This window comes from Neobacillus sp. B4I6 (genome assembly GCF_050434045.1).
Lineage (GTDB): Bacteria > Bacillota > Bacilli > Bacillales > Cytobacillaceae > Neobacillus.
The window spans coordinates 4,924,332-4,938,425 of the sequence record NZ_JBNPWB010000002.1 but is presented as its reverse complement, the minus strand read 5'-3'; the positions used below and the strand labels follow the sequence as shown (position 1 = coordinate 4,938,425).

Annotated in this window: 10 protein-coding genes and 1 pseudogene; 4 read left to right on the top strand and 7 right to left on the bottom strand. The window is 38.6% G+C overall.

The genetic code is table 11. The annotated features are described in order from the left end of the window. The first annotated feature begins 788 nt into the window (after positions 1-788). The 4 genes and pseudogenes from QF028_RS26465 to QF028_RS26450 all read left to right on the top strand — a co-directional run bounded on the left by QF028_RS26465 (position 789) and on the right by QF028_RS26450 (position 6,075). A complete protein-coding gene (locus QF028_RS26465; protein ID WP_429470343.1) occupies positions 789-2,129 on the top strand; it encodes a sensor histidine kinase in 1,341 nt (446 codons plus the stop codon). Next, positions 2,126-2,761, top strand: coding sequence for a response regulator (locus tag QF028_RS26460; RefSeq protein WP_215009898.1), 636 nt, complete (start codon positions 2,126-2,128; stop codon positions 2,759-2,761). The genes QF028_RS26465 and QF028_RS26460 overlap by 4 nt, the downstream gene beginning before the upstream one ends. 102 nt (positions 2,762-2,863) lie before the next feature. Then, positions 2,864-4,026, top strand: a pseudogene (locus QF028_RS26455) (IS3 family transposase). 717 nt (positions 4,027-4,743) lie between these two features. Beyond that, positions 4,744-6,075: a peptide MFS transporter gene (locus QF028_RS26450; RefSeq protein ID WP_429470341.1), complete on the top strand. Its 1,332-nt coding sequence runs from the start codon at positions 4,744-4,746 to the stop codon at positions 6,073-6,075. Positions 6,076-7,436: 1,361 nt separating this feature from the next. Here QF028_RS26450 and pcaD read toward each other — a convergent pair. The 7 genes from pcaD to QF028_RS26415 form a co-directional block, all read right to left on the bottom strand. Continuing rightward, complete coding sequence (gene pcaD, locus QF028_RS26445) at positions 7,437-8,213, bottom strand: 3-oxoadipate enol-lactonase (RefSeq protein ID WP_429470339.1); 777 nt, start codon at positions 8,211-8,213, stop codon at positions 7,437-7,439. A 22-nt stretch (positions 8,214-8,235) separates the two neighbouring features. Beyond that, positions 8,236-8,988, bottom strand: a complete 753-nt coding sequence (locus tag QF028_RS26440) for a carboxymuconolactone decarboxylase family protein (RefSeq protein WP_429470337.1) — start codon at positions 8,986-8,988, stop codon at positions 8,236-8,238. Between the two features lie 183 nt (positions 8,989-9,171). Continuing rightward, positions 9,172-10,371: a thiolase family protein gene (locus QF028_RS26435; protein WP_429470335.1), complete on the bottom strand. Its 1,200-nt coding sequence runs from the start codon at positions 10,369-10,371 to the stop codon at positions 9,172-9,174. A gap of 4 nt (positions 10,372-10,375) precedes the next feature. Next, positions 10,376-11,035, bottom strand: coding sequence for a 3-oxoacid CoA-transferase subunit B (locus QF028_RS26430; protein ID WP_429470333.1), 660 nt, complete (start codon positions 11,033-11,035; stop codon positions 10,376-10,378). Next, entirely contained in the window at positions 11,032-11,715 is a 684-nt protein-coding gene (locus tag QF028_RS26425) for a CoA transferase subunit A (RefSeq protein WP_429470331.1), read from the bottom strand. Before QF028_RS26425 ends, QF028_RS26430 begins: the two co-directional genes overlap by 4 nt. Before the next feature lie 227 nt (positions 11,716-11,942). Next, positions 11,943-13,283, bottom strand: coding sequence for a short-chain fatty acid transporter (locus tag QF028_RS26420; protein ID WP_215018522.1), 1,341 nt, complete (start codon positions 13,281-13,283; stop codon positions 11,943-11,945). A 302-nt stretch (positions 13,284-13,585) separates the two neighbouring features. Continuing rightward, positions 13,586-13,930 carry a DUF3870 domain-containing protein gene (locus QF028_RS26415; RefSeq protein ID WP_429470329.1) on the bottom strand — a complete coding sequence of 115 codons (345 nt, stop codon included), beginning with the start codon at positions 13,928-13,930 and terminating at the stop codon, positions 13,586-13,588. Between the last annotated feature and the right edge of the window lie 164 nt (positions 13,931-14,094).

The window sequence follows — 14,094 nt, the reverse complement described above, 5'->3', positions numbered from 1 at the left end:
TAACATTGAAATAGTTCTCTGAATCCAGCTTCAGCGCCCAGTGAACTTCGCTCTCCGTGTTCCTTTATCTCAGTTGGAGCGCTCCAGTCCATACGTCGCTATACGGGCCTTGCGCCTTTTGTTTTGTCGAGCGGATTTCGACATTCTTTTCTCCATTTCCCGGGGAAAAATCCTTTTGTTAAAAGGGTTTTTCCCGCAACTAATCAAACGTTTGGTTAGTTTTTTGGAGTAGTGTAAATTCAACAATCTCTTTAACAGATTTGGGAGTAAAAGGTTGAAGGGGAGCGCTATTCAGCCTATTTAATTAAACGTTTGATTAGTTTGCAATTGGTCGAAGGGTGTATATTTAAAGGGAAATAAAGTGAATGGAAGGCTTCGCTGCCCAGTTATCGACAAAGATTTTATACAATTACAGAGAAAAACGTTGATTTACCAGGGCTGATACCAGTTTTAATCAAACGTTTGGTTAGTTCCATATTTTGAGGGAACTGGTGCCTTATTGGATTCTTTAGCCATCCGACAGATAAACATTGAAAAGGTTAGTAAGACTACGTATTCTTTATTCTTAATCAAAAATGGCTTATTTGAGATAGACATTGATGAGAATGGAATTATTAAAATTGTTCTAATGAATCCAACCCGTTTTTTTATAATTTATATTTACTATGAAATGCGTATAATGAGATTATGGAAGGGTGTACATAAATTTAAATAAATAAGAAGTGAGAGAATTGTTATCATTCTATTCATGTAATTTCTGTATAAGCAATTAATCTATTAAAGGTGAAATGATTATGATAGCTATGAAGTCTTGGACAATATGGATGAAAATTGGAGTAATTTTATTCGGAGTATTCTTACTATCGTGGTTGGGTCCTGACGAAATTGGGCTTACTGATTTGCTTATTTCATTAAGAAAAGATGAAGAAACAGGAAATACGTTAATGCTTGCCGTTTTTTTGTTAGTGTCTTTAAATACAGTTTTAGCTTTGTTTCATTATATTGGTGCACTGCTGTTGGGAGACGAAATCGGTGATCGTTTAAACCGTCCATGGTTAAAAATTATCATTCCTCTTATTGTTATTCCTCTCGACTATATCGTGATAAATGTTTTTTATTCTTTAACATACTCATTTAGCTCATATGCGTTGTTATTGTTGTTAGCAATCTTATTAATGCAAGCCTTTGGAAAGGATAGGCTAAAGCCAATTATTAAAACAATTATTTGTTCTCAATTAATCTTTGGGATTGAATGGCTGAATGAGATTCCTTCTTTATCTAAATATGGATTTGGCCAAGGATCGATTTCAAAGGAAATAAAAGATATAGCAGTTCAAATTGGCTTTGAGCAATCTTTAACATTGTACAGTTCGACTTTGTGTTTAATTTTTGTTATTAATGCTGTCATTTTAGCTGTGTATTTTTCATTAGCTGAACAAAAGTGGAGGATAAAACAAGAGCTTCATTATGCGCAGTTAGAAGCAATGCAGTCAAGATCAGGACGAGAAGCACTATATCTAGTCCATGATTTAAAAACACCTCTCACAGCAATTGAGGGGCTAAATTCTTTAATAAGTTTGAAAGTGGACGATTCTAAAATTAAAGAATATTGTCAAAAGATTTCATCATCGATTCATTCCGTTAGCGACATGATTTCTGAGATTTTATATGATGATAAAAAACATTGGTGCCGTATAAAAGATTTAGTTGGATACGTCAAAGCAAGCAGACTGAGCGGGACAAATCTTGATCTGAAAGTAGACTTTCAAACAGATCCTGAAATTAAAATTTTAATTAATAAAATCCGAATGACAAGGGCATTAGTGAATTTAATTGACAATGCTTACGATGCAGTGAATGGAATAGAGGATGGAAAGATTTTGCTTAAGATAAAAACCAATGAAAATGAACTTTGGTTGGGCGTATCAGATAATGGGAAAGGGATTACACCTAAAGAGCAGGAGAATATATGGAAAGCTGGGTTTAGTACAAAATCGCATCCAGGGATGGGGTTAGCTTTCGTACGACAAGTTGCTAAAGGACATGGTGCTTCTTTAGAAATTGACAGCAAGCTTAGACACGGGACAATAATTTGGATTAAACTAGCTGAGAGGAGTGTGTCAAGATGAACATTTTAGTCATTGATGACGACTCATCAATTCAATATATGTTAAGGGAAATTTGTGAATTTGCCGGCTGGAATGTAGATACGGCTAACAACGGAAAAGAAGGGTTAAATGTGTTTGCAGAAAAAGGAGCAGATGTTGTTTTAGTTGATTATCATATGCCGGAAATGGACGGAATAAAAACAGTAGGTGAGCTTCGTAACCGTAATGCGGATGTTCCGATTCTTGTATTAACAGTCGATGAACGGCAGGAAATTGCTGATCGCTTTCTTAAAGCAGGCGCAACAGATTTTGCATTAAAGCCTGTAAAAGCGCCTGATATGATTTCAAGAATTCAACTGCATGCACGCCTTGCAAAATTAACTCAATCAGCTTCGCAGCAAATATCCATTGAAGAAAAGGATGTATTTGTAACAAAGGGAATTAGTAAGAGAACACTTTGTCACATTAGTGATTTTTTACATTCTAATCGTGAACCTTTTTCTGTTGATACAATTTCTAAAGAAGTTGGTTTAGCTTATCCGACCGTGTATCGCTATATTATGCATTTACTTGATGAAGGAAAAGTAGAAATTATTGTGAGTTATCAAAAAATAGGAAGACCGAAAAATTTATATCAATGGATTGTTGACTAAAAAGCTGCCTTAATACTAGACTAACCTAATAAAATGAGACACGATAAAACACCTTCGAAATGGTACACTGAAATTAAGTACTAAAATCGGAGGTGTTTTTGCATGGGCAAAAACGTATATTCTAGTGAAACAAAATGGGCAGTGGTGAGGGATAAGATGTCAGGGGAGTTAACTAATCAAGAGATTATGGAGAAGTACGGAATTAAAAATGTTTCTCAGATAAAGACATGGATGAAATGGTACCGAGAGAATGAGATACATCGTTTTGATCAGCCGATTGGCAAACAATATTCGTACGGGCTTGGACCAGATAATGTGAGTGAAGAGGAAAAGAAAGATCGGCAATTTACTCACTTGAAACAGGAGAATGAAATCTTAAAAAAGTATTTGGAGATGGTAAAGGAGTTGAAAAACAAGTAGTCCTGCAGATAGTTGAAAAGTTCCGTAAGAAGTACACGGTTACGGCGATTTTATCTGCCCTATCCTTGCCGCGAGCTACCTACTATCGGTGGGCAAAAGCGGGAAAGGACGTATTAACTAAAGAGGAAGAAATCATCATTACTATATGCCAGGAAACAAAATATCGATACGGGCACCGTAAAATAAAGGCTATGTTATATCGTGACTATAAGATTAAATTGAATCGTAATACTGTTCAACGTATTATGCAAAAACATTATTTGCAATGTCGTGTAAAGCCGAAACGAAAGTAGAAATCGCAGGGAGAATCCGTTGTTATTGCACCCAATATTTTAGAACGAGATTTCACAGCCAGTGCTCCAAATCAAAAGTGGGTCACCGATATTACTTACCTACAATATGGTCCATCTACGTTGTATTTGTCGACTATTGTGGACTTGTATAACAATCAAATTGTGGCATATAAGATATATGATCATCAACAGACTCCACTTGTGTTGGATACACTTAAAGCAGCATTAAGTGCACGTAGAAACCCATCCGGAGTCATCCTTCATTCTGATCAAGGAAGTGTATATACATCATATGCCTTTCAAAAGTTTGTGAAAGAGAGTAACCTGATTAGTAGTATGTCAAGACGTGGAAATTGTTGGGATAATGCAGTTATTGAGTCGTTTCACTCCAACTTGAAATCAGAGGAGTTCCAATATATTAAGTTCAACTCAATAAGCTTAAAGGACGTACGAAATCATGTAAATGATTACGTTAAACATTATAATGAAGAACGCATTCAAGAAAAATTAGGCTACCGAACCCCCATTGAATTTGGGAGTATGGCAGCCTAATAAGGGTGTTTTATCTCTGTCTCAAATGACTAGGACAGTCTATACTAGGCAGTTTTTTATTATAATGGGGGTCTGTGTAGCAGTCAAACTAAATCACGTAATAAGCATTAGCGGACATTGATTTTAAGTGTTATTACAAATAATAGTGGACATGAAAGGGGTTTCTTCATCAAAGTGATGTCCTTAGTACTTAGAGGATATTACTGATTAAAACTCCTTATTATTTAACTTATAAGTTTGTTCTAAATTCTTTAAAAGACAGACTTTTAGAGTAAAAAGCTGCATTTTTTACTGTTTTCTTGTCCGCTAATACTAGTTTCGTAATATGTCTCCGTTGCTAAACAGACCCCTAATGCAGCAAGACTTTTTTTCTTTTTTTTCTGTATTTTTATATTTTCTGATAATATAAAATTTTTTTACAACACTAAAAATAATTTATAATCTAACTCTTTCATTGAATGTCATTTTTAGCAATAAGAATTATTCATTTCGAGAGATTGATTACACAAAGGGGTGACATTGTTAGTGCTAAACGCATTTTAGAAGTGAATGGACGAAGAAAGAAATTTTTTACCGATGATGGAGAAATTCCATCTGTTGATTCGGTTTGGTTCAAAATACACGTGAAAATATAGTGTAAACACCGAACATTATAAATGGTTTTTATTGTTAAAGTTCACCATAAAGAACTTTAACTATATTTAGGGGGACTTTATTATGCAAGCAATTTTAAAAAATGATGTTCAGCAGCCAAACCAGTCCAGGAAAAAGCATCCTCCAGGACTGTATATGCTGTTCGCGACTGAGGCATGGGAGCGCTTCAGCTATTACGGAATGAGAGCAATTCTTGTTCTTTACTTAACAGCAACTGTTGTAAACGGCGGGCTTGGAGTCGACAAAGCTACGGCTATGGGCATTTACGGATTCTTTACTGGTGCCGTTTATATTACGCCAATGATTGGAGGATACTTATCTGACCGTTTCATAGGCAGAAGATTGGCGATCACGATTGGTGGTATTTTAATGGCGCTTGGGAACTTTTCACTATTCTCAAGTCAGAGTATGACAGCGCTTTACATTGGTCTTGGTTTATTGATTATCGGTAATGGTTTCTTCAAGCCAAACATCTCGACAATTGTTGGGGATCTTTATGAAGACAACGATCCGCGTCGTGATGGAGCTTTTACCATCTTCTATATGGGTATTAACGTTGGGGCTTTCTTCGCACCATTAGTAGTTGGACTTATGAGCTATAAATATGGGTTCTTGACAGCAGCAATTGGTATGATTGTCGGTCAGTTAGTTTTCAACTTATTAGGCAAACGCTATTTAGGTGATATCGGTAAAGAACCTACTGGTAAACCGGAAGTTACAGCTGGTCAAAAATCAGCTGTATCGTTAACGAAAAGAGAACAAAAACGTACAGCTGCAATCGTTATTTTGGCAGTCTTCGTTATTGCGTTCTGGGCTGCTTTCGAGCAGGCAGGAAGTTCATTGACATTGTATGCCAATGACCAAATTGATCGGAATGTATTTGGTTTTGAGGTTCCAACTGCCTGGTTCCAATCATTGAACCCATTATTCATAGTGATTTTAGCGCCAATTATGTCTGCTTTATGGTACAAGCTTGGCAGCTCAAAACGCGGTGACTTAAAAACTCCAACGAAGATGGCTCTTGGTTTAGTTACTGTTGGTTTAGGTTTCTTAGTACTGCTTCCTGCTGTTATGTATACAGGAAACGATACAGCGCTGAAAGCAAACATCCTGTTCATAATTGTAACGTATTTCCTTCATACATTAGCCGAATTAATGATTTCACCAGTTGGTTTATCAATGGTAAGTAAAATTGCTCCAATTAAGCTTGCCTCTCTTCTAATGGGAGTATGGCTGGCAAGTTCCGCGGTAGCTAATATGGTTGCCGGCCAATTAGCTGCATATACGCAGTCTTTAGGTTACCTGGAAATCTTCAGTGTAATTGGTTTTGTAACAATTGTTTTAGGTATTGTATTATTGCTTCTTTCAAAGCCAGTAGCAAAGCTGATGGAGTAATGTGAAAAGGAGCTGACCCAAAAGGCACATAATGTGCCTTTTGGGTCGAGCTTTTTTATTTTTGTATAGGAAATTATAAAGTAATTCATTGTTGATAACGTTGAAATAGGTCTCTGAATCCAGCTCCAGCGCCCAGCGGCTAGTGTACATCGCTCTCCGCCCTACGATAAGTCATCATCTCGAATCGCTATTGCTCTCTGTGTTTCCTTTATCTCAGTTGGAGCGCTCCAGTCCATACGCCTTTTGTTTTGTCGAGCGGATTTCGACATTCTTTTCTCCATTTCCCGGGGAAAAAGCCTTTTGTTAAAAGGGTTTTTCCCGCAACTAATCAAACGTTTGGTTAGTAAGGAATGATCAGGAAACGTGTCGAAGCATGAGAGTTTCCTTAAGGAAATCCAAATATCGACTTGTTTTTTATTTTTTATATAGGAAAAATAGAACTGCGTCGACAAAGATTTTTTATTAAAAGGCTGAAACTCTTTACTTATATGGCTTCGTGGTTAACTAATCAAACGTTTGGTTAGTTTTTTAAAGTAGTGTAAATTCAACAATCTTTTTTCTAGATTTGGGAGTTAAAGGTTGAGAGAGAAGGCTATTCAGCCTAGTTAATTAAACGTTTGATTAGTTTGCAGTTGGTCGAAGGGTGTAAATTTAAAGGGAAATAAGGTGAATGGAAGGCTTAGCTGCCCCAGTTATCGACAATTATTTTATACAATTACAGAGGAAAACATTGATATATTATATGTAGAATATGAGCCTACACAAACTATTAGTGCTCTATATCACAATAGGGAATTGTATTTAACCCCTGCTTACATTAAAGAGAGTTTAGGGGTTATTATCTATTTTTATAGATTAGCTATTATTAGTGCTGCTAAATTATAGTGAATTACCGTTTCTTTTTTTTTGTATTTTTGTAATTTTATCTAAAGTAAGCAAAAATAGTGTTGATATATCAATGTTTTAAATGAATATAAAATAATGAAATTCAGGCTGATTTTATGTAACTGCAAGTAATTAGCCTCACGTAATTTATATCCCGTAATCAGGAGGTTTAACATGTCAAAAAAATTCACTGTCCATTTGGATGATGGTACAGCATATGGACTTATCCTTAAGAAAGTATCTGGCATTGTAAAATAGTTCTAAATAATACATTAAGAAGGTACACTCTGTACCTTCTTTTTTTATGCATTTATCTTAGTAATGTTAAAGCTTTTAATTTTATCCACTCCATTATTTTTGTAATACATATAATAATGAAAACTTTCATTTTCAAGTTGAGAAAAAGCCAATTAGCAGTGGTCCATCATCGCCAAAGTTATTATTCTTGACCTGCATGAAATGACATTGCACCGGTTCTATTTCAAAAATTCCACCAGTTCCGTTGTAAATTCCCCTGAAGCCTCAATGTTGGACAGGTGGGCTCCTTCTAGTTCGACGTAGCGTGCGCCCTGAATCTGTTCAGCAAGGTATTGTCCGTCAGATGGAGGCGTTGCTAAATCCCCGCTGCCGACAATTACCAATGTTGGTACGTTAATTTGTTTGACTGAATCCCGTTGATCCATATCACGGACTGCTGCACAGGCTTCAACATACCCCTCAGGTGAAGTCGACAAAAGAACTTTTCTCACCTGATCCAGCTCTTCAGACCCTTTCTCCAGATATGACTCCCTGAACCAACGAGCCAAAACGCCCTCCGCAATTACTTCCATTCCTCCATTACGAGTAGCTGAAATTCTTGCATCCCAAATTTCACGAGGCCCGATGAAAGCTGCCGTATTGCAAAGCGCAAGTTTTCCAAGACGTTCAGGAACATTAAGTGCCAACCACATACCTGTCATGCCGCCCATCGAAACCCCAGCAAAGTGGGCACGTTCGACCCCTAAACCATCCAACAGGCCGATAACATCCTGTCCAAGTTGCTCAATTGTATAGGGACCTGTTGGCACACTCGATGCACCATGTCCACGAGTGTCATATCGTAACACGCGAAAATGCTGTGTTAGAGTTTCAATCTGGGGATTCCACATCGAAAGATCGGTCCCGAGTGAATTGGAAAGAACCAAAACCGGAAGATCTTCCCCGCCATCGAAACGGTAATGTAAGCGAACACCATTAACTTCTATAAAATTCATGCCAAACACCTCCAAATAATGTCTACTTTTTTATTGATAGATAGTCGCTACCTTCAAACCAAGCCGGAATACCTGCTGTCAGTAACGCTACAAGAGATACATCAGCAATTTCCGCTTCGGTTGCTCCATATTTTTTTGCACCCTGAACATGGAGTTCGATCCCTCTTGGATACATTTCTGCGACATTAATCCCAACAAGAACAAGTTCCTTTAGTTTACGAGAGACAACATTGTCTTTTAGAACTGTTCTTCTTAAATCTGTATATCTTTCTAAAACAGACGGGTTAAATTGATTTAAAACTTTAACCCAGTTAGGCAGCTCCCCACCCACTTCTTTTTCATAATAACTGTTATAGTCTGCCAAGGAGGCGAAAAAGGACTCTTCATCTCCAGGAGGTGCAGCATTGAATTCTTCTTTTCCAACATAAGAGACCGCGTATTCAATCGCTTTAACACCCGTAAACCAGGCAGGTATGCCTCTAGAGATTATACATGTGGCCAAAACATCGGCAACCTCCTCGATGGAGGCACCTGAATCGATAGCACCCTTTGTATGATAGATCATACTCCGTTCATATCTGCGGGCGGCGTTAATCCCGACCAGGATTAATTCTTTCTCCTTTTTAGAAAGAGCTCCGTCTACTAAAATTTCTCCCCTTAATTTTGTGTAATATTCAAGGGCCTTAGGTGCAAAATGATGCATCTTAGCTACCCAATCCGGAACCTGACCGTAAACACGCTCGAAAAATTCTAATCCATTAAAAGTTGTTGTCATGTTAACATCTCCTTAATTTTTTTTATTTTTAGCATGAATGGTTATTCGACTAACACCAATTTCGCGGATTTTAGAGATAATTCCGCAAGTTTTGGAATTAATTTCGTGGAATTCACAATTGAATGCCGCAAAGTTCACAATGGCTCCTACACAGGACCTTTCGAAGGCTTTAAAAAATGCCCTTTATTCCTCGACCGACCGGAATAATGTTGCAATCCCTTGCCCACCAGCAATACATAGGGTGCCTAGTCCCCACTTTGCTTTCCTCTTCCTCATGGCATGGATAAGTGACACACTAATTCGCGCACCGCTGTTTCCAATCGGATGTCCAAGAGCGATGGCTCCTCCGTTGACGTTGATTTTTTCCATTGGTAAGTCTAGCTCTTTAATCACCGCTAATGCCTGTGCTGAAAAGGCCTCATTTAATTCTACTAAATCTAGATCGTCTAGGCTGATATTTGCCATTTCTAGAGCTCTTTTTGTTGCCTCAACAGGACCAATACCCATCCTGTCCGGCTGTACACCAGATACTCCAAGTGCAACGACTTCCACCAAAGGCTGAAGTTGATATTTCTTTACTATTTCACCAGAAACCACCAACAGCATCGAGGCTCCATCATTTAACCCCGAAGAATTTCCTGCTGTAACCGTTCCACCCTTTTTAAATGCAGGTTGAAGAGCTGCCAGCTTTTCTAAACTCGTTTTTCTTGGGTGTTCGTCAACAGAGAAGACAACAGGCTCTCCTCTCTTTTGTAAAATAGAAACAGGTACAATTTCATCCTCGAAACTTCCATTTTCAATTGCATTAAAAGCTTTTATCTGGCTTCCATAGGCAAATGAATCTTGCTCCTCACGTGAAATGGAATAGTCTTCTGCTAGGTTCTCAGCCGTCATCCCCATCACGAGACGTCCGTATTTTTCCTCCGGCTGTGAGCCAGGCTGGCTTTCCTTATTCGGATCCAAGATTTCGCCGTTACCTGATAGTAAGCCGTACCGTCCATTTCGGATATAATAAGGGGCACAACTCATACTTTCTACCCCACCGGCAATATAAGTATGCCCAACTCCAGACCGAATGGCCATAAAAGCGTTATGAATCGCCTGCATCCCGGAGCCGCACTGACGATGTACTGTATACCCTGGCAAGGATTCCGGTAACTCGGCCTTAAGCAAAGCCATTCGGGCGATATTAGACTGATCCTGACTTTGTTTTGCTTGACCAATAATCACTTCGTCAATCACTTCATTAGGAAGAAGATTCTTGAGCTTAAGATCTTCAAATAATGGAAGCAAAAGATCATCAGGCTGCACATCCTTCAATGCACCACCGATTTTTCCAACTGCTGTCCTCTGTGCACTCACAACAAATACTCGATTATCCATGATTCTATCCCCCTATCAATGTCATAGCAGATTCACAAATTTCAAAGGTTGCCTCTGTCTTATCCTTGACTTCATCCAAGCTGACACCCGGCATCAACTCTTTCAAAACTAATCGCCCACCTTCAATGGTAAATACAGCCAACTCAGTGATGATCACATCGACCTTCCGGAGTGATGTAATTGGGTAGGTACATTTTCCAACAATTTTCGGGTCCCCGTTTTTAGCGGTATGATTGGTCGTGACAATGACTTTTCCTGCTCCGCTTAAAAGGTCCATCGCTCCGCCGACACCCATAATGTTTTTTCCAGGAATCGCCCAGTTTGCAATCAAACCTTGCTCATCGACCTGTAGAGCCCCAAGGATGGCGACATTCACATGCCCTCCACGAATCATTGCGAACGACTCCCCACTATTGAAGTACGAGGCACCAATCTCCTCGGAAATCGGGAGTTTCCCCGCATTAACCAAGCTTGGATCAAAGTCTTCGTCACTCGTTAATTCCTTTACCCCGAGCATTCCATTTTCGGTATGGAAAAAGACAGAACTTGAATCTACATATTTAGCAACAAGAGTTGGAATCCCGATCCCGAGGTTCACAATCGAGTTCGGCTGTAATTCGGCTGCAGCACGTTTGGCAATAAGCTCTTGACTCTCCCTGCTCATTTGGAAACCACTCCTTCTTTTCTTAAAATCATTTTGCTTTCGACGATGGCATCGACGAATAGGTGGGGCGTCACTATCTCTTCAGGAGACAATTCTCCAGCTTCGACAATCTCATCTACTTCCGCAATCACGTAATCAGCAGCTGTAACCATTAATGGATTAAAATTTCGTGCTGTTTTGTAATAGACTAGATTCCCAAGCGTATCTGCTTTCGCTGCTTTTACTAATGCAATATTGGCTTTTAGTGGTAGCTCGAGAACATAAAGCTCGCCATTCATCTCCCGTACTTCCTTACCTTTTGCGAGTTCAGTCCCCGCGCTTGTCTTCGTATAATAACCACCAATCCCTGCACCACCTGCACGAATCGATTCAGACATCGTACCTTGTGGCATTAACTGAATCTCCAATTTCCCTTGATTATAGCAATCTCCTACTTCTCGATTGCTAGTAAAATAAGAACCTATCGCTTTTTTAATTTTCCCTTGTCGCAATAAAATCCCAAGACCTTTTCCTGGTTCCCCAAGATTATTGCTAATCACCGTTAACCCATCTACATCATGTCGAGTTAGTTCGTCAATCAAGGTTAAGGGTGCCCCTACAAGGCCGAACCCTCCGACCATAACGGTATCGTTAGATTTAATTTTTTTAATGATTTCTTCTGCTTGCTTGACCTTTATCATCCTAATCACCCCTCAAATTGTTACCAAACAAAAAGCCCAGCCTTTCCAAAAGAAAACGCACGAGCGTTCTTCTTTTGGAAAGGCTGGGCCATCTCATTTTATGAAAACGGGTTGAGCGTTTTCATCATGAAGATTTCAACTTTCCACCATCTAAATCAGCTTTTCCGACTAGATTTTCCATGTTTCTTCTATTATATCATACTATTTCTTTCAATTTTCATGTTCTTTTAGCCCAAGAATCCCCAAAGTAGAACCGCCGCGGAATAAATAATCCCAATCCAGAACATCATGACAACGGTATAGCCCATCACATCTTTTAACTTCAGACCTGATAATGCTAATGCTGGTAAAATCCAGAAAGGCTGTACTAAATCGTTCCATGCATTCCCAAGCATAACCGCCATTGATGTCTGGCTAATCGATGCACCTAATTCTTTCGCGGCGTCAATCATAAATGGCCCTTGAACCACCCAGTGTCCGCCAGCCGATGGTGCAAAGAAGTTAATAAAGAAAGAGCTGATTAATCCCCAGAATGGCAGTGTTTCTGCCGTTGAGAACTGAACAAACCAATGAGCAATTGTATCGACCAATCCAGATCCAGCCATGATTGCCATAATACCAGCATAGAATGGATATTGAAGGATAATGCCGGAGATCGTTTTAATCCCTTCATTCAAACTAGAAACATATTTAGCAGGAGTACCTAAAAGAATAATTCCAAGGAAGAGAATAATGAAGTTGATCATATTCAGATCTAACTTTCCTCCCTTATTAAAGAAGGCAATAACGTAAATAACACCAATCACACCAATAGCAAGAGAAAGTAAACGGCTATTATTTAGTTTGTTTGCAAATGTTCGTTCCTCAAATGCACTTGCCGCCGCCGCTGCTGCTACTTGTTCCTGCGCTTCAACAGCTGGATTAATTTCGATGATATTTTCTTTATTTTTCGGATGAAGCCATGCATTTAAAAGTGGAAGCGTAATGATAACGACTAGACTAGTTAGCAACATTGGTAAGGAAAAAATTGTTTTTGCTAAGGTGACTACTCCCATTGCACCTTCCAGCGGATGACCTGCAGTCGAAATCAAAACAGGAATACTGGCTGAAAACCCTAGACCATACATGGTAAATCCGCTGTAACCAGCCGCGATAATAAGTGGATAATGAACCCCTTTAACCTTTAACGCTAATTTTTTGGCAATGATTCCGCCGATTACTAAACCAAATCCCCAGTTTAAGTAACTGCCGACTCCCCCAACAAGCGTCGCTACAATAATCGCCATTTTAGGAGTGTGAACGTGCGAGACTATTTTGTTTAAAAACCGGTTAATAATCGGGGCTGTTGCTAGTACATAACCCATTGCCAGGATAACGGCCATCTGGGTTGTAAACGTTAACAAATTCCAAAAACCAGAACCCCAGCTAGTTGTTGCGGCAATGAACCCCTGCCCTTGAACTACCATCGCCAGTATCATTGTCAAGATGGTTAAACCAATCGCAAATACAAACGGGTCAGGTAAATACTTTCTCATCAGATTCGTAAAAAAACCTGTAATTTTCTCCACGGTTATGCCCCCCTTAATATTATGTTACTATTTTTTATCCCCTAAGTTAACGCTTACATTACTGGTACTAATTTTAAGCAATTAAATCCTTTTGGAAGCACCTCCACACAATTAAGAATTTTTTAAAACAAAAAAACCTAGCCACCAAAAGGAATCAGAAAACAGAAAGGTTCTCTCATTGTCTCTTGGGAAAGCTAGGTATCCTTAATTCAAGTTGGAATTGGTAGATTCCGTCATTAAGAAGATGCTTTTCTTAATTAATTATTATAAAAAATATAATCCACTTCGCGAATAATGTCAAACTATTTTTTATTTTCTAATTGATTAATTTTTTCAAAATACCTTTTATATGCTGCTTTTAAGGCAACAATGACTGAATTTGTTGATGGAGCAAAATAATGATCTTCAATCCTGTGAATAAGATCTTCAATGCCATTAGATAATTGATACCCGACAATCAGCCGTTTGATAAAATCCTTGGCTAAATCGGTTATAAAAGTAAACTCAACATTCACAATCGAATGGTTACTAGGATCAATCTCCAGAACAATCCCTGCATGTTTATAAACTTCAAACATAGCGCTCCCAGTCGGCGCCTTAGCATATGCAGTAACAAGTACAGTATTCATGTCATGTTGTTTATTCATGTCAGACCACCTAACTTCTAATATTATTTACTAACTTTTTTATCATAGATTCTTGGACCACCTAGGTAGAGATTTTTTACGACTATTCTCCTATATAATCCTTCACATATTATGATAAGAATATCTCATATAACAATTATATTTACAACCTTGTCATTAACATC